The sequence below is a fragment of the Flavobacterium sp. genome (assembly GCF_044349645.1).
GTDB lineage: Bacteria > Bacteroidota > Bacteroidia > Flavobacteriales > Flavobacteriaceae > Flavobacterium.
This window is the reverse complement of record NZ_JBIKQP010000039.1, coordinates 1-16,392: the sequence shown is the minus strand read 5'-3', so window position 1 is coordinate 16,392 and position 16,392 is coordinate 1. Positions and strand designations below refer to the sequence as shown.

17 protein-coding genes are annotated in these 16,392 nt (G+C 30.2%); 7 read left to right on the top strand and 10 right to left on the bottom strand.

Features of this window, described 5'->3' with window-relative positions:
- The 3 genes from AC9UFV_RS08115 to AC9UFV_RS08105 form a co-directional block, all read right to left on the bottom strand.
- Positions 1–445, bottom strand: a 445-nt coding sequence (locus AC9UFV_RS08115) for an MBL fold metallo-hydrolase (protein WP_509574696.1), incomplete at its 3' end; no start/stop codon positions are given.
- Between the two features lie 88 nt (positions 446–533).
- A complete protein-coding gene (locus tag AC9UFV_RS08110) occupies positions 534–1,331 on the bottom strand; it encodes a sulfite exporter TauE/SafE family protein (protein WP_509574694.1) in 798 nt (265 codons plus the stop codon).
- A gap of 74 nt (positions 1,332–1,405) precedes the next feature.
- Positions 1,406–2,035 carry a Crp/Fnr family transcriptional regulator gene (locus tag AC9UFV_RS08105; RefSeq protein WP_509574692.1) on the bottom strand — a complete coding sequence of 210 codons (630 nt, stop codon included), beginning with the start codon at positions 2,033–2,035 and terminating at the stop codon, positions 1,406–1,408.
- Positions 2,036–2,126: 91 nt separating this feature from the next.
- On the opposite strand from AC9UFV_RS08105, the gene AC9UFV_RS08100 reads away from it, so the two are divergent.
- On the top strand, positions 2,127–2,798 hold the full coding sequence (locus AC9UFV_RS08100; protein WP_509574690.1) for a hypothetical protein: 672 nt from the start codon (positions 2,127–2,129) through the stop codon (positions 2,796–2,798).
- Between the two features lie 43 nt (positions 2,799–2,841).
- Here the strand turns inward: AC9UFV_RS08100 and AC9UFV_RS08095 are convergent, their stop codons facing one another.
- Genes AC9UFV_RS08095 through AC9UFV_RS08085 form a run of 3 tightly spaced genes read right to left on the bottom strand, consistent with a single transcriptional unit; the run spans position 2,842 to position 5,490 of the window.
- Positions 2,842–3,468, bottom strand: coding sequence for an alpha-ketoglutarate-dependent dioxygenase AlkB family protein (locus tag AC9UFV_RS08095; RefSeq protein ID WP_509574688.1), 627 nt, complete (start codon positions 3,466–3,468; stop codon positions 2,842–2,844).
- A gap of 43 nt (positions 3,469–3,511) precedes the next feature.
- A complete protein-coding gene (locus tag AC9UFV_RS08090; protein WP_509574686.1) occupies positions 3,512–4,831 on the bottom strand; it encodes an ABC1 kinase family protein in 1,320 nt (439 codons plus the stop codon).
- Positions 4,831–5,490 (bottom strand): TetR family transcriptional regulator C-terminal domain-containing protein, encoded by a 660-nt coding sequence (locus tag AC9UFV_RS08085; RefSeq protein WP_509574684.1) that lies wholly within the window; start codon positions 5,488–5,490, stop codon positions 4,831–4,833. Before AC9UFV_RS08085 ends, AC9UFV_RS08090 begins: the two co-directional genes overlap by 1 nt.
- A gap of 100 nt (positions 5,491–5,590) precedes the next feature.
- Between AC9UFV_RS08085 and AC9UFV_RS08080 the strand changes: the two genes are divergently transcribed.
- From AC9UFV_RS08080 to AC9UFV_RS08060, 5 genes are read left to right on the top strand one after another with little or no spacing between them, the layout of a single operon-like run.
- A complete protein-coding gene (locus AC9UFV_RS08080; protein ID WP_509574682.1) occupies positions 5,591–5,989 on the top strand; it encodes a DUF2452 domain-containing protein in 399 nt (132 codons plus the stop codon).
- Between the two features lie 14 nt (positions 5,990–6,003).
- The gene (locus AC9UFV_RS08075; RefSeq protein ID WP_509574680.1) at positions 6,004–6,642 is read left to right on the top strand and encodes a flavin reductase family protein; all 639 of its coding nucleotides are present in this window, start codon (positions 6,004–6,006) and stop codon (positions 6,640–6,642) included.
- Positions 6,643–6,644: 2 nt separating this feature from the next.
- A complete protein-coding gene (locus tag AC9UFV_RS08070; RefSeq protein ID WP_509574678.1) occupies positions 6,645–6,782 on the top strand; it encodes a DUF2256 domain-containing protein in 138 nt (45 codons plus the stop codon).
- Between the two features lies 1 nt (position 6,783).
- The gene (locus tag AC9UFV_RS08065) at positions 6,784–8,319 is read left to right on the top strand and encodes a cryptochrome/photolyase family protein (protein ID WP_509574676.1); all 1,536 of its coding nucleotides are present in this window, start codon (positions 6,784–6,786) and stop codon (positions 8,317–8,319) included.
- Positions 8,316–9,611: a DASH family cryptochrome gene (locus AC9UFV_RS08060; RefSeq protein ID WP_509574674.1), complete on the top strand. Its 1,296-nt coding sequence runs from the start codon at positions 8,316–8,318 to the stop codon at positions 9,609–9,611. The genes AC9UFV_RS08065 and AC9UFV_RS08060 overlap by 4 nt, the downstream gene beginning before the upstream one ends.
- Positions 9,612–9,614: 3 nt before the next feature.
- Here the strand turns inward: AC9UFV_RS08060 and AC9UFV_RS08055 are convergent, their stop codons facing one another.
- The 4 genes from AC9UFV_RS08055 to AC9UFV_RS08040 all read right to left on the bottom strand — a co-directional run bounded on the left by AC9UFV_RS08055 (position 9,615) and on the right by AC9UFV_RS08040 (position 15,437).
- Positions 9,615–11,534 carry a beta-L-arabinofuranosidase domain-containing protein gene (locus AC9UFV_RS08055; RefSeq protein ID WP_509574672.1) on the bottom strand — a complete coding sequence of 640 codons (1,920 nt, stop codon included), beginning with the start codon at positions 11,532–11,534 and terminating at the stop codon, positions 9,615–9,617.
- A gap of 8 nt (positions 11,535–11,542) precedes the next feature.
- Positions 11,543–13,696, bottom strand: a complete 2,154-nt coding sequence (locus tag AC9UFV_RS08050) for a GH92 family glycosyl hydrolase (RefSeq protein WP_509574670.1) — start codon at positions 13,694–13,696, stop codon at positions 11,543–11,545.
- Positions 13,697–13,776: 80 nt separating this feature from the next.
- The gene (locus tag AC9UFV_RS08045; RefSeq protein ID WP_509574668.1) at positions 13,777–14,607 is read right to left on the bottom strand and encodes a sugar phosphate isomerase/epimerase family protein; all 831 of its coding nucleotides are present in this window, start codon (positions 14,605–14,607) and stop codon (positions 13,777–13,779) included.
- 2 nt (positions 14,608–14,609) lie between these two features.
- Positions 14,610–15,437, bottom strand: coding sequence for a phytanoyl-CoA dioxygenase family protein (locus tag AC9UFV_RS08040; RefSeq protein ID WP_509574666.1), 828 nt, complete (start codon positions 15,435–15,437; stop codon positions 14,610–14,612).
- A 141-nt stretch (positions 15,438–15,578) separates the two neighbouring features.
- Between AC9UFV_RS08040 and AC9UFV_RS08035 the strand changes: the two genes are divergently transcribed.
- On the top strand, positions 15,579–16,392 hold an 814-nt coding region (locus tag AC9UFV_RS08035), incomplete at its 3' end, for an AraC family transcriptional regulator (protein WP_509574664.1).

The following is a 16,392-nucleotide window of genomic DNA, read 5'->3' as shown; positions in this document are numbered from 1 at the left end:
CTTTTTGTGCCAAATCGGGACGACCTACATCCCCTAAAAATAAGGTGTCTCCAGAAAAAATAGCATGGTCATTTCCCTCAGCATCAATTAATAGGTATGTAGTGCTTTCCATAGTGTGACCTGGAGTGTGTAATACTTTTATTTTGATGTCTCCAATTTCAAAAATTTGATTGTCTTTTGCAGAAATGAATTCGAAGTCCGGTTTAGCATTAGGACCATATACAATTGAAGCTCCTGTTTTTTTGCTTAAATCTAAATGTCCTGAAACAAAATCGGCGTGAAAATGTGTTTCAAAAATGTATTTTAGTTTTACCCCATCTTTTTCTAACCTATCCATATAGGGTTGAGTTTCACGAAGTGGATCTATGATTGCTGCTTCACCATTTGATGTAATATAATAAGCACCTTGTGCTAAACATCCTGTGTAGATTTGTTCTATTTTCATTATAATTTTTTTACTGTTTTTAATATTATTTGACAAAATTAGTATTTGATTTTTTCTTCAATTGTAACAATTATCACATAGTCTTACTTTAAGAAAAAAACAATTCTTTGGTGATAATATAAATTCCCATCATTAATACAAACCAACCAAATGCAGGTTTTAATTTCGCTCCATCTATTTTTTTAGATAAAGCAGTTCCAATAAATATTCCGATAATCGCAAAAGCCGATATTGTAATTAAAAATTGCCAATCGATTGCGGTTGCTTCGCCTTCTCCAAAGAAACCAATTAATGATTTTGCAGCAATGATAACTAATGATGTTCCAACAGCTTCTTTCATTGGTAGTTTACTTAAAATTACTAATGCTGGAATAATTAAAAATCCGCCACCAGCGCCCACTAGTCCAGTAAGTATTCCGACAACGGCACCTTCAATAAGAATTAATGGATAATTGAATTTTTGTTCACTGTTTTCATCATTCGTTGCTTTATTGTCTTTTTTGATCATACTGTAGGATGCTGCAATCATTAAAACTGCAAAAAGTAGCATCATTAAAATACTTTTGGTAACAACAAATTCACCTATCGTAAAAACTTCTTTTGGTATTGCAGGTACAATTAAAGCACGAGTTGTAAAAACGGCAATATTGGATTGAATACAAAAAACGACTGCCGTTTTTATATTGACCAAACCTTTTTTGAAGTAACCAAAAGAACCAACACCACTAGTTAAACCTACTATAAATAATGAGTAAGAAGTTGCTACAATGGGCTCGATAGCAAATAAATAAACTAAAACGGGCACAGTTAATATTGATCCACCACCACCAATTAAACCTAATGCGATACCAATAAGTACTGATGCAAAATATCCTATATATTCCATAATTCTAAAATTTTATATTGCAAATATTGGCATTTTAAATTTTACAATATGTAACTTTTATCACATAGGTAAATTTATTTTAAAAGTTCGATGTGATTTCTATGTAATTTTATATCGCCACCTTGTTCTAATTTTTTGAGTAATCTTGAAATTACTTCTCTAGAGGTGTTCAATTCGTAGGCAATTTCTTGATGTGTTATATTTATTTGTTTGGATATATTGATTTTAGATTTTTCCAATAAATAATTTAATAATCGTTGATCCATATTCATAAATGCTAAAGTATCAATAGTATTAAGCATCTCTTTTAATCTATTATTATAACTATTGAATATATAATTTCGCCATGACTTGTATTTTCCCAACCAAATTTCGATATACATTACGGGAATCATAATCACTTGGCCATCCGTTTCGGCAACAGCACGTATTTCACTTTTCGATTCTCCAATACAACAGGTCATAGACATCGAGCAGGTGTCACCTTTTTCAATAAAATAGAGGAGAAGTTCACCCTCGTCAAAATCTTCTCGCAATATTTTTATTGCACCAGATAAAAGTAAGGGCATTTTTTTAATCGAGTCGCCGAAGTCAATTATTAAATCACCGTCTTTAAAGTCTTTAATCACAGCAACTTTTTCAATTTCAACAAGTAATTGATCTTCAAATACTGAACCGTATATTTTATTAAGTAAATCTTTCAAAGGATACTATTATTTAGTGATATTTTATTAATTCAAAAATAGGTCATTTATTCAATTTATTTTGTATGTTTGAAAAAATTAAATTAAAATTATGTCAAGAAAATTTAAACTATTATTTCTAGTGTTTTTTATTCATAACGCTTGGAGTCAGGTTAATCCTTTACCAACAAATAATTCCTATAGATTTATAACTATGACCCCTAGTACGATAGATGACGTAATTACTATTGAGGGTTCACAGTACATAGATAAAACGTTTTATTCCTCCACTTTTACTTGTATTTCTGAGGCAACACCACCAATTCGTTACAATACTTATAAAGAAGAAATGGAATTTATGCTTGAAGATAAATTGTATTATTTAGATAAAAACGAAAATTGTGAATTGACTATAAATAATGTTACCTATAAGTATTTTAAAAATTATGATGATAAGGATAATGATGGTTATTTTGTAGTTTTAACTAAATCAAAGGATTCAAAATTTATACTTTATAAAAAAGAGAGAGTTAAATTTGTACCTGCTTACACTCCTGGTTCGTCATATGGAGAAGAAAAACCAGCTAAATATGTTGTTGATAAAAGTAAATATTTTATTAAAATGCAAGACAGTTTAACAGCATTTCCAGAAAAGAAATCGGAACTTTTAAAACTTTTCCCTAACAATAAAGAAGCTATCGAATTGTATTTAAAAGAAAATAAGGTGAAATTCAATGAAGAGCCAAGCTTATTGTTGTTGATGAATTTTTTAAATACATTGTAGATTAAATTAATATTTATTGCATAAAAAAAGCCTCTAGAGAAATCTAGAGGCTTTTTTTTATGGTTCTAAAAGTCAAATTGATTCTCGGGTTTATTACTTTTTTCTGAGCAGGAATTTGATGAACCCAATGGTGTTGTAAAGCGCCTCTCATTATTAATAATGAGCCAGATGTTAATTCAAATTTAAATTGCAAGTCTTTACTCTTTTTATGTTTGATATCAAATCTTCGGGTTTCACCGAGGCTTACCGATGCAATGGTGGGATTTATCCCGAGTTCCTTTTCATCATCTGCGTGCCAACCCATTTTGTCATTACCATTATTGTATAAATTTAATAAGACACTTGTAAAATCTTCATCAGGGATAAATAGTTCAATTTGAGATTTTATTTCTAGCAGTTCTTTGGTCCAAATTTCTGGAAAACAAATTATTCCAGAATAGGAATAATTAAAACCTTCATATCCGTACCATGCTGTTTTTCTTGGAACAGGGAATATTTTTCCATAAAATTTTACTTCTTCTTGTTTCCAATTAATGTTGCTTTGCAATAAATCAAAGTAGTATTTAGCTTCAGATGGAGTGAAAAAGTTTCGCATGAATAAAATTTCACCATCTTCTAGTGGAAATACTTCAAATGTTTTTTCTTGCTCTTCTGTAGCGAATAAATCCATAACTAATTATTGGAATAAAAATTGAATTTGTTAGGTTTCTAAATTATTCTATTGCAACGTTGTATTTTTGATATTGGTTCACCACAATAGTAGCTTTTAAATCAAACATTAGGTTATACAATCCAAAGAAGGTTCGGTTCATGTAAATAAAATGTTTGGATCCTCGATTTCCATTCATCTTTCTGATATTAGTGTCTTTTGCAAATCGTTCACCTAATTTAGCGATGTTTCCAAAAAATTCAGGGTTGGAAAAGTCAAATTTTTCCTCTTGGAAAGGCAAAGTAAACAAGTACATTAAATCATAGAACATAGTAGTGAAATACTCGACTTCTTCTTTAGAATCATCACTTCTTAAAATTTCAAGCTCAAAAAGTTTCTCTTTAAATACCTTGGAATTATTAATCACTTCTTTGTTTATTAATTCAAAATAAGGAGTATAAAAGTCGATTGGGATTTGCTTCATACATCCAAAATCGATTGCAATAAGTTGGTTAGCATCGTTTACAAGGAAATTTCCAGGGTGAGGATCAGCGTGTACTTTTTTCAAAATATGTATTTGATACATATAAAAATCCCACAAGGATTGACCGATTTTGTTGGCAACTTCTAAATTATTATTAATTGCGGTAAATTCAGAAAGGTGAATACCAGTCATCCAATCCATTGTAATAATTCTCTCAGATGAAAATTCAGGATAATATTGTGGAAATACTAAATTCTCAATTTTTTCACAAGCTTTTACTACTTCTTGACTTTGTTTTAATTCTAAAAGGTAGTTTGTTTCTTCAATTAATTTGTCTTCAACTTCTTTAAAATACTTGTCAGAATCTTTACCTTGAAGATTAAACATTCTAATTGCTATTGGTTTAACCAAAGCCAAATCTGATGAAATGCTATTAGCAACTCCCGGATACTGTATTTTTACCGCTAAAATCTTCCCGTTTTTCTCTGCTTTGTGAACTTGACCAATACTTGCAGCATTTACTGAATTTGCATTGAATTCATCGAAAATTTCATAAGGTGATTTACCGAAATTGTTTTTAAATGTTTTTAAAACCAACGGAGCGGATAGGGGTGGAACTGAAAATTGTGACAATGAGAATTTTTCAACATATGCTTGCGGAAGAAAACTCTTGTCCATACTCAACATTTGAGCGACTTTAAGTGCACTTCCTTTCAAGCTTTTCAATCCGTCATAAATATCTTCGGCATTATTCTCATTCAGTTTATCCTTACTTAAATCAGAATTAACCATTTTTTCTCCATAATACTTGAGATAGTTAACTCCAACTTTTGCTCCTGTTTGTACTAATTTTGTTGCTCTTTGAATTTTTGATGTTGGAATGTAGTCTATAGTTTTCATTATTTTGAATATACTTTTTCTTTAAAAATAAATTTTCCAAAATCGATTAAACTGTCTAGAGGTGCTACATTCATTAATTCAAACGCAGTATTTATTGATTTTTCAATGTAAATATCTGTTTTTTCTAGTGAAGGAGAATGGTCGTCCATCCAAAATTTCATCGTCAACAATAATTGAAACCAAAAGGATTCTTGAATAGCTTTTTCTTGAAAATTTTGAAGTTTTTCTTGTTTTGTTTTTATGTCTTCAGTAATTGTATTTGATACAAATTCTAAATAACTTGTTCTTAAACTTGATAATTTTGTTAAGTTTTTAAGTTGGTTAGCAGACTCTTTTAAAGTCAGTAAAACATAACTTCTATTGGCAGTTAATAATTCAAAAAAAGTAAAATTGAAACTTAATATTTTACTTCTCATGTCATAGGTTTCGTAATCTTTATCTTTATGTAAAAGTGCGATTGTTTTTTCATAAAACATATTGAAAATCTCTTTTTCGATACTCTCAATTGTTCCAAAGAAATTGTAAAACTCTTTTTCAGTAATAGTATTAATTTTAGAAAATTTGTAAACCGATTTTGGCTTTTCATTATGTTCTAATACATAATCCATATACATCGATACAATTTTTTCTTTTGAAAGCTCAGATTTTTTTGTTGCCATTTTTTATAAATATTTTATGAGTGTAAAGGTAAATAATGTTTAATTATTTTCTACTTTTGTTAAACAAAATAATTTGTTAAATTTTATTATTTCAATTCCGATGAAGAAAGTTGTTCCAGATAATGTAGTTTTTACTGATGATAAAGGATATAATGCTAGTTTATTGTCTTATCCAACGAATGTAGGAGCACCTGTTATTCATATTGATAATTTAGTTTCATGGAAAAGTAGGGGAATAAGTAATGTTAACAAACAATTTGAAAGCAAATTCAATGAATTAAAACTTCAATATGAAAGTCTTATGAAGGAATTTGAATTGAATGAATTAGTTTATAATGCTAACTTTTCATTTGAGCCAGTTATAGGAGAAATTTATCATTTATATAGAGGAGAGGATGGTATTAATTTCTTGTCTTTAATTTCACCAGCTGAATGGAATAAAGAACATCTTGGTACATTCCAATTGAACAGTGATAAAAAATGGATCCTAATAGAGTAATTTAAATTTTTTAAATGAATATAAATTTCAATTCAGAATCTCTAAATTCTTTAGAAAAAAACAAACGAGTCCATTTAATTAATAGTTTGGGTGGATTTAAAAGTGTTTCCTTAGTTGGAACTTCAGATTTAGAACGAAATACGAACCTAGCCATTTTTAGTTCTTTTTTTCACATTGGTGCCAATCCACCATTAATAGGTTTGATATTTCGACCATCACCACCAGAAAGAAATACCTATAATAATATTATTAAAACCGGTTTTTATACAATTAACCACATTAACGAATCGATTTACAGGCAAGCGCATCAAACATCTGCACGATACGAACATGGCGTTTCTGAATTTGAAATAACCGATTTAAAACCTGAATTTAAAGACAACTTTTTTGCACCTTATGTAGCTGAATGTCATATACAATTGGGTATTGAATTTAAAGAAAAGATTGATATTTCAATTAATAATACTACTTTGATTATTGGTGAAATAAAACAAATTTATATACCCGAAAATTGTCTTTCAGATGATGGATTTGTTGATATTGAAAAAGCCAATTCAATTACTTGTTCTGGCCTTGATAGTTATCATAAAACGGTTCAATTGGACCGATTGAGTTATGCAAAACCAAATCAAGAAATCACTTCAATCAAATAATAATGAAAGGAGTAAAAAAACAAAATTTGCCCGCCAAAATCTGTTCAGTTTGTAACAAACCGTTTTCGTGGCGAAAAAAATGGGAAAAGGTGTGGGAGGAAGTCAAATATTGTAGTGATAAATGTAGAATGAATAAATAAAATGAAAAAGACATTACGGTTAATTCTTGGTGATCAATTGAATAGCAATCATTCTTGGTTCAAATCTATAGATGATTCTGTTACTTATGTAATGATGGAAATCAGAACGGAAACTGATTATGCTCAACATCACATTCAAAAAGTAGTTGGGATTTTTTCCGCCATGCGAAATTTTGCCCTTCAATTAAAATCAAACAATCATAATTTGATTTATCTTCATTTGAATGATGAAAATAATCTTCAATCCTTTCAAAGTAACATACAATCATTAATTTCTACACATCAATTCTCCAACTTTGAATACCAACTTCCAGATGAATATAGAGTTGATGAGGATTTAAAACAACTTTGCAATGTTATTTCTATAACCAGTAAATCATTCGATTCAGAGCATTTTTTTACTACAAGAAATGAATTAGGTACTTTTTTCGAAGGTAAAAAAACTTTTTTAATGGAGAGCTTTTATCGCGCCATGAGAAAAAAACACAATGTTTTAATGGAAGGTGACCAACCACTTACTGGAAAATGGAATTATGATAGCGATAATAGAAAGAAATTACCAAAAGAGCACAAGCCAACTTCTCCATTAGTTTTTAATAATGATGTTTCTGATATTCTAATTGAAATTAATAAAACTGATATAAAAACTATAGGATTAATTGATGCAAATAATTTCCTTTGGCCTATAAATAGGGAGCAATCACTTGAATTATTAGACTTTTTTGCAACTGAATGTTTGCCTTTATTTGGTAGTTTTCAAGATGCAATGTCCCCCAACGAATGGTCGATATATCACTCCCGAATTTCATTTTCGATGAATATCAAATTGATTTCACCTAAAGAAGTCATTGAAAGAGTAACCAAAGAATGGCAGGAACGTTCTAATGAAATTGAGTACCATCAATTAGAGGGTTTTGTTAGGCAAATTATAGGCTGGAGAGAGTACATGCGTGGAATATATTGGAATGAAATGCCCAATTATGGGGATTTAAACTATTTCAATAATTTAGAAAAATTACCTTCTTGGTTTTGGACAGGGAACACTAAAATGAATTGTTTGAAAGATGCAATAAATCAATCATTGAACTATGGATACGCACATCACATTCAAAGATTAATGATTACAGGAAATTTCGCACTATTAGCTGGGGTTCATCCTAATGAAATAGATGCTTGGTATTTAGGTATCTACATTGACGCATTTGAATGGGTTCAAATTACTAATACACGTGGAATGAGCCAATTTGCCGATGGCGGAATTGTGGGCACCAAACCCTATGTAAGTTCAGCCTCTTACATTGATAAAATGAGTAATTACTGTGGTAGTTGTTATTACAAAAAAAGTATAAAAACTGGAGATAAAGCTTGTCCTTTCAATAGTTTGTATTGGAATTTTTATGACAAAAACGAAAGTAAATTGGCAAAAAATCCTCGAATTGGGATGATGTATAATGTTTGGAGAAAAATGAAACAAGAAGATAAAACAGCGTTGCTTGAACAAGCTGATTTTTATTTAAAAAATATAAATAATTTATGAGAACTATTGTAGTTTGGTTTAAAACAGATTTACGATTACATGATAATGAAACGCTTGTAAAAGCAATTGCTCAGGGTGACCAAATTATTCCGGTTTATTGTTTTGATGAATCCCATTTTTGTGATTCTGAATTTGGATTTCAAAAAACGGGAAGTTTTAGAGCTCAGTTTTTATTTGAATCATTAATTGATTTAGATAATAATCTTCGGGAATTGGGATCTGGATTGGTTGTTTTAAAGGGCAAACCCGAAGTTGAAATTCCAAAAATTGTCAGTCAATATAGAGCTAACAAAGTAGTTGCAAAACGTGAAGTTGCTTTTGAGGAACGGAAAACAGAATCGAAAGTACAAGAAGCACTTTTTAAATTAAAATGTGAATTTCAAACTTTTAGTACAAGTACCTTATATCACGCTGAAGATTTGCCTTTTTCCATAAAAGATATTCCAGATGTTTTTACCAATTTCAGAAAGAAAACAGAAAAAGATGCGATAATTAGAGCTTCTTTCGAGTCGCCAATTCAAATAAAATCGCCCTTGATTGAACCTATAGTACTTCCTAAAATGGCGGAATTAGGTTTGACTTTTCAAAAAATTGATCCTAGAGCCGCAATGCAATTTAAAGGTGGAGAGTCAATGGCTATTAAAAGATTAAATCACTATTTTTTTGAAACCAATTGTATTTCAAATTATAAAGAAACTCGAAACGGTTTGGTAGGAGAGGACTATTCCTCAAAATTCTCTGCTTGGTTGGCTTTAGGTTGTATATCTCCAAGATTTATATATCGAGAATTGAAAAAATATGAAACAGAATTTGGAGCAAATGATTCTACTTATTGGTTGGTTTTTGAATTATTATGGCGTGATTATTTTAGATTTATGATGAAGAAACACCAATCCAAATTTTTTCAACCCTCTGGAATTAAATACAGTACAACACGTAAAGTGAATAATGATAGTCAAAAATTGCAGAATTGGATAGAGGGAAAAACGGGAATTGAATTTGTTGATGCCAATATGATTGAACTTAAACTCACTGGATTTATGAGTAATCGAGGTCGTCAAAATGTTGCTAGCTATTTATGTAATGACTTGAAATTGGATTGGAGATTGGGTGCTGCTTATTTTGAACAACAATTAATTGATTATGATGTATGCAGTAATTGGGGAAATTGGGCCTATTTAGCAGCCGTTGGAAATGACCCTAGAGACAATCGTTATTTCAATATTGAAAAACAAGCAACAACATATGATACAAAGAGAAAGTTTAGAGACCTATGGTTGAATTCTAAATAACTTTTAAAAGCTTACCTGTCTCAAAATAGTTTTGGCAAAAGGAACAAGTTGTATGGTTTCAATTTGATTATTCGACTTGTTTTTTGCTTTAATCTCTATTTTCCCATTATTAAATTTCGCTTGATTTTCGGTTATGAATTCATAGCTACTTTTATCTTTGGAAGTATATAAAAAATCATCAAAATTGGTTAAATAGGTTTTTCCTTTTTGCTCAATTGATTCAAATGATTTTGCATAAAATAAAGCACCATAACTAAAATGTTTTTCTTTATTTGCATCTTCTTTTATTTGAATTTCTGTTAGAAACTCAATTTGGATTTTATCTTCAGCACCAATTTTTCTATCAAATACTAAAAACTCATTATCAATAGTATAACTTTCATTAGTAACCACTTTAGTTGCCCAAGAGGGTTTTCTAATTTTGATAATAAATTGAGCATATTTTGGATTTGAAATCCTAAAAGTAAATTTGTTTTGAAAAGGATATTCAGTAACCGTTTCGATTTTAACCAATTGATTTTGAATTTTAGTTTCAACTGAATTGGGCATCAATAAGACGTTGACCAAAATAGTATCACTTTCTTTCATCCAAGATTTCTCAATAAAATAGGGAGTGATTCTACCTGCATTCGGGTTGCAACAAACCGCAACATCTTGGTGAGCCGGGGAATATTTATACCTAGTTTGTTTTCTGTTGGTTTCTACTTCACCGTTTTTTGTACCATCCATTCCAAATGAATTATCAGTTTTTAAATAAGCAATACAAGAATGATCTGGGTTTCTTGATCCTTGTGCGGCGTTATAAAAAATAGTTTCTACCATTTCGGCAGATTTACTGCTTCCTTGTTTTTGAAATAATACCGTATAACTGTCTAATAATTCATGCAAAGAGCAATACTCATAACCGGTATTTGTTGCGTTTGCTGTTCTTTGGGCAATCCATTCATCTCCAATGGCTCCACCGGTTAAAGTGGTAGATTTTTCAATTCTTTGAATATAAATTTGAAGTGCTTTTTGTAATTCTTCATCATTTGATGCATAAGCAGCTACAATAAGCGGTCGTAAATGTTCATAGGTATGAACGCCATGGGATTGCAATTTGTAATTTGGATTTAAGATATTTTCTAATTGAACGTCTTTTTCAGATTGATACGTTTTGCAAAAGTCTTTAAATAAAAATAGGGCATAATCGGTATATTTTGTGTTGCCTGTTATTTGATACATTTTATCCAATACATCGGTAAATGTCAATCCGTGAGAAACACCACCATTAAATTCCTTTCCAGATGAATACGGGCTTGAATTATTTATAGGATAATTGGTCATCACATTATCGACTGCTTTCACAATTGCTTTCCATAATTTTGGATCTTTTGAATATTCATAATAGGCCAACAATCCTCGGTACATTGTTGTTTTCGACCAAAGTTCTCCATTTTCTGAATTGAAATTGTATCGCAACTCTTTATCGTAAATGCCAATATAACCATCTTTATCTTGCGATTGAAGAGTTTTTTGAACGTAGTTTTTTACTTTTTCCAATCCTTTTTTATCATTAAGTAGTATTACATTTCTGATATATCCGTCCCACCAATTGGATTGCGTTTCGCTATTCCACCATTTGTATTGTTCCGATCCTTCTGTATCACCTTCTTTATTGTTTCCTAAATCTTTCAATTTACTGTTTTTGTGAAGTCTTCCCGAACTATAAATTGGATCGTTGATCAAGTCAGAGACCAATTTATCTAGATTTCCGACAAAACCATCCACATCTTTTTGCATTTGATTTTTTAGCCATCCAGAGGGTTTTATACTACCAAATGGAAGAATTTGATATTTTTCTAAAACTTTATTTTGTTTTTTATCTTGTGAATTCATAGATAAACAAAACAGTAGTAATAAGGCTAGGAATATTTTTTTCATAAAAAAGTTTATTTATTAGTCATTTGGAAATTTAAATTACCACCAGACATTATTTCGGTATATTTAATAAATGGTCTTGTTAAAACAGAATTATTAAGTTTTGGATTTTCTTGATAATTATTTTTTGAAGAAAAATTAATAGCATTAATTGTAAAAGTTTTTTTATTTTTCAAATGTAAAGTCGCCTTTTTAAATTGCGGAATACCAAGCACAAATTCACTATTCGCTGGATTTACTGGGTAAAAACCAAGAGAAGACATAATATACCAAGCACTCATTTGCCCACAATCGTCATTTCCGATCATTCCATTTGGAGTATTGTCATGAAAGTTATTTATTATTGTACGAATGTATTTTTGACCCACTTTGGGTGTATCAGAATAAGCATATAAATATACAATATGATGACTTGGTTCGTTTCCATGAGCATATTGTCCGATCATCGCTTCCTGACCTAAAAATTTATTTGGATTTTTGCTTTCAATTGTAAAGAAATCATTTAGTTTTATGGTAAATGCGGATGTTCCACCAAGTAATTTTTTCATTCCATCAATATCATATTGCGCTGGCGTCCAAAAATATTGCCAAGCATTGGCTTCGGTATAATCGCCTGGATTGTTCATTGGAGAGGTAGCTGTTAATGGATCAAATGGTGTTCTCCAATTACCATTAGTATCTTTACCTCGAAAAAGTTGGGTTGATTTATCAAATAGATTTTTGTAATAATTGGCTCTTTTGGTGAAATCTGAATTTGTTTTTTTATCGTTCAATTTTTCTGCCATTTCAGCCACACACCAATCATCATAACCACTTTCTAAAGTTCTTGAAACGGCTTCGTTATCCAATTTATCAAATGGATAATAACCGTATTTATTGTACAATTCCCAATTTGAATTAAAATGACTTTTTGTAGAAGTTTCAATCATCGCTTTGAGAGCTTCCTTTTTATCAAATCCTTTGAATCCGTTTTGGTATGCGGATAAAATCATTGGAATAGAGTGGTTCCCAATCATGCAATAATTGTCTTGTCCCCAAGCTGTCCAAATGGGTAAAAAACCAGCTGCTTTATGGTGGATTAACATTGTATTTATAATTCCATCAATTTTTTCAGGGGCAATTATTTGTAACAATGGAAAAGCACCTCGATAAATATCCCAAATCGATAGGGTAGAGTAGTATTCCTTATTTGGTGCAACCGAAACAATACCATCTGAACCTCGATATTTACCATCTATATCTGCAATATTTGAAGGTTGTAAAAATAAATGGTATAAAGAGGTATAAAAGATTTCTTTTTGTTTTTGAGTTGCTTGAATGTCAATTCGATTCAAGTATTCATCCCAAATTTTTTCTGCTTTTTCTTTGATATTATTGAAATTCCAATTGGGTATTTCAGATTTTAAATTGGATTTAGCACCTTCAATACTAACAGTTGATAGAGCTATTTTTACTTGTAAGATGTTGCTTTTTGGCAATTCAAAATCTAAAATATATTTTGGAGCATTCTGTTTTTTTTCTTTCGGTAGTTCTATCAATTCAGAGTAAGGCGTTTCGAAATTAATCGTAAAGAAATATTTTTTTGTTACCCAACCTTTGGTTTTACAATAACCAGAAATAGTATTTGGATTTTCAATTTTAATATCACTTTCTAAAACCAAACTGTCATTTAAAAATTGAATTCCGTGTTGGAAATCCAATAACAATTTACCTTTATTATCAGGATAAGTGTATTTATGAAAAGCCACTCTATCTGAACAGGTGAGTTCGACTTTTACATCGTCTTTTTTCAATATTGAATAATAACCCACAGTGGCTGTTTCAGAGTTTTTATAGTAACTATTTTTAAGTTTTGACTTATTTTCATTAAATGGCAACAATAGTATATTTCCCATTTCGCCAATTCCAGTTCCACTAAAACGCATTTGCGAAAAGCCTAGAAGTAAGGTGTCTTTATATTGATATCCGCTGGTGTGATTCCATCCTTCAACACTATTATCAGGGCCGGGTTGAACCATTCCAAAAGGCAATGATGGGCCAGGGTAGGTATGTCCTGTTCCATCAGTTCCTATAAAGGTGTTTACAAATTTTGAATTACTTTGTGCTAACATTGGATTAAATCCAATGACAAAAAGTAGTACAATTATTAATTTTTTTATTGCCATAAAGAATTCATTTGTTCCAAACTAGTATTTATTTTTATCAAATATTTTCCTCGACTTTGTAGAAGGAGTAATTTCATGACTTAAAGATTTTGTTGTAAATGTTTTTTCATCTGTAGGTTGGTTTCCCATTGATTTGAAAGTGGTTTTTTGGAAAATGGTTCTTCGGGCATATAGGGGAAAGGTCCAAATTCAGGTGTTAAAGTAATTTGATTGCAATTTCTTTTTTTATGATATTCTATAATTTCTTTCCACCAATTTATATATCTTTCAAGATAAGATTGCCATTCTGGTGCAAATGGATTATTTACTTGTGGGCTTTGTTCAAATCCCACTCTTGCATGAATATGTTTTATTTTAGGATAAATTTTCGTCAACAATTCTTTTTGATCCTCTAAATTACTTTCGGATACTACACAGAAATGAGAAAAATCGGCTACTAATTTTAATTTTGGAAATAATTCTAAATACTGATGTAGTGTTTTTAAATGAAATGAAAACCTCCCGCGATGAATTTCATGTATTATCGGAATATCATATTTCTTAGATATGGTCTCGGTAATTTCGATAATCTTACAATTATCACTAAAATTATAATAATCTTTTCCGGTGTGAGAATTAATAAAATTAGGTTTTAATTTTGCTAAAAATTCAAGTCTTTCGGATATTCGTTGACTATATTCGTTTACCGACTCAGATTTATTTGATAAAACTTGTTGGGCTATAAAAATGAAGTCAGTATTAATTGTAGCTCTTATTTTTTCTAATTCAGCTGTAAATTCCTCAATAAATTCAGAATTATCAGGAAAATTAATTTCAACACCATCATAACCATTCGAAATTACATTAGATAGAAATTCTTTAGCTGATTGATTTTCACAACCCCAAAAAGTACATATAAATTTTATGTTCATAATTATTTTGAATATAAAATAGGATTAATTGGGGAGTTAATTATTTCTCCAATTTTAGCACCCGGACACCAAGTATTCCAATCGTGAATTTGGTTTTTATTATCGGGATTTTTCAAATGCATGTCCTTATCCATGTATATGATAGTCATCACTTTTCTCATTTCGTTAGTCACATTTGCACCAGCACGATGAAAAACCCAACCAGAGTGAAAACTAATTTCACCTAAATCAAACGCTTCAATTACATGTTTGAAATCAGTTACACGCAATTTCTTTTGGATAACTTCTTCACTTTCATCACCAATTTCTAATTCTCGGCCTTCCACAATAGTGTGACTTCCAGCGCTGAATTCCAACGGCCCCATTTCTAAAGGCGTTTCTTGCAGCGGCATCCAAGCAGTAATTGTTTTGTCGGTTTCTAATGGCCAGTAATATTGATCGGCATGCCAAGGAGTGATTCCGCCACCGCCTTCTTTAAATAAAGCTTGGTCGTGGTACAAGCGAACACCATTGACTTCCATTAAATCGGAAGCAATTTTTGCTATTCGTTTACTGAAAATTAATTCTTTTACAATTGGGTTTTCTGTCCATAAATTAAATAATTGGAGAAATGCTTTTCCATAAGTTGTTCTATCTTCCAATGCAGTTTGCTCTTGGTTCATTTCGTCAACTTGGTTTGAAATAATTTCATTAAAAAACTCAACCGTTTCTGGATTTAAAACTTCTTTTAATTTTATAAATCTATTTTTCTGGTAAAAATCAATTTGTTCTTGACTTAATGAATAAGGTTCATTTAAAAAATCTGATATTGATTTAGAAAGTGTTTGCATTGTTATTAATTTAAATAATTGTAATTATCAATTTCAAAATTATTGATTTGATTGAAAATCAAGTAACATTAATTTGTTTAAATATAACACTATATTGAATTAATTTATTTACTTTTCAATTTTAAAAGTTAATTTGTTATTATGAAAGCAATATTAGAAGACATCAAAACGAACCAAGGAATATCCAGTTTTCATGTTTTTCGTTACCAAGTTCCGTATTTTCAATTCAAATGGCATTATCACCCAGAATTTGAATTGACTTATATAGTCAAAGGAAATGGATATCGAATTGTAGGAAATTCCTACGAACCTTATGCTGATGGTGATTTGGTATTGTTAGGTAGTAATTTGCCACATACTTGGTCTGGTAAAGCGGATGGAGATGTTAATTCTGATGCAATTGTAATTCAGTTTTCAAGCGAATTTATTTCACCTTTTTTAGAATTGAATGAAAGTTTATTAATTAAGAAATTGCTTGATAGCTCACTTCGAGGAATTAATTTCGAACCTGATGATCAGTTAGTTTCAAAAATTATTGAGTTAACTGAAACTAATGGCGTAGATCGGATTTTGAAGTTGATTTCAATTTTAGATATTTTATCAAAAAAACAGATAAAATTCATAGCTCCAAATACATTTCACAACGTTGTTTCAAAAAAAAGTGAAGTACGGATTAATAAAGTTTGTTTGTTTATTCAAAATAATTATCAGAATAAAATTTACTTGAAGGAGGTTGCCGACATAATTTATTTGACTGAAAGCAATTTTTGTAAATTTTTTAAAAAGGCAACTGGCAAAACCTATTCAGATTACTTAAACGAGATTAGAATCAATGAAGCATGTCGCTTATTAATTCAGTCGGACAAAACGGTTAGTCAAATTTCTTTTGAATGTGGATTTGAAACCTTGAGCTACTTTAATAGAGTGTTTTTAACTAAAAAAGGAATTACACCTT

What these genes read in the sequence shown, in the direction of transcription:
- AC9UFV_RS08070 (WP_509574678.1), top strand. Translation starts at nt 6,645, where the DNA reads ATGAAAGGAGTAAAAAAACAAAATTTGCCCGCCAAAATCTGTTCAGTT.
- AC9UFV_RS08100 (WP_509574690.1), top strand. Translation starts at nt 2,127, where the DNA reads ATGTCAAGAAAATTTAAACTATTATTTCTAGTGTTTTTTATTCATAAC.
- AC9UFV_RS08050 (WP_509574670.1), bottom strand. Translation starts at nt 13,696, where the DNA reads ATGGCAATAAAAAAATTAATAATTGTACTACTTTTTGTCATTGGATTT.
- AC9UFV_RS08040 (WP_509574666.1), bottom strand. Translation starts at nt 15,437, where the DNA reads ATGCAAACACTTTCTAAATCAATATCAGATTTTTTAAATGAACCTTAT.
- AC9UFV_RS08085 (WP_509574684.1), bottom strand. Translation starts at nt 5,490, where the DNA reads ATGGCAACAAAAAAATCTGAGCTTTCAAAAGAAAAAATTGTATCGATG.
- AC9UFV_RS08075 (WP_509574680.1), top strand. Translation starts at nt 6,004, where the DNA reads ATGAATATAAATTTCAATTCAGAATCTCTAAATTCTTTAGAAAAAAAC.
- AC9UFV_RS08055 (WP_509574672.1), bottom strand. Translation starts at nt 11,534, where the DNA reads ATGAAAAAAATATTCCTAGCCTTATTACTACTGTTTTGTTTATCTATG.
- AC9UFV_RS08060 (WP_509574674.1), top strand. Translation starts at nt 8,316, where the DNA reads ATGAGAACTATTGTAGTTTGGTTTAAAACAGATTTACGATTACATGAT.
- AC9UFV_RS08080 (WP_509574682.1), top strand. Translation starts at nt 5,591, where the DNA reads ATGAAGAAAGTTGTTCCAGATAATGTAGTTTTTACTGATGATAAAGGA.
- AC9UFV_RS08110 (WP_509574694.1), bottom strand. Translation starts at nt 1,331, where the DNA reads ATGGAATATATAGGATATTTTGCATCAGTACTTATTGGTATCGCATTA.
- AC9UFV_RS08045 (WP_509574668.1), bottom strand. Translation starts at nt 14,607, where the DNA reads ATGAACATAAAATTTATATGTACTTTTTGGGGTTGTGAAAATCAATCA.
- AC9UFV_RS08090 (WP_509574686.1), bottom strand. Translation starts at nt 4,831, where the DNA reads ATGAAAACTATAGACTACATTCCAACATCAAAAATTCAAAGAGCAACA.
- AC9UFV_RS08065 (WP_509574676.1), top strand. Translation starts at nt 6,784, where the DNA reads ATGAAAAAGACATTACGGTTAATTCTTGGTGATCAATTGAATAGCAAT.
- AC9UFV_RS08095 (WP_509574688.1), bottom strand. Translation starts at nt 3,468, where the DNA reads ATGGATTTATTCGCTACAGAAGAGCAAGAAAAAACATTTGAAGTATTT.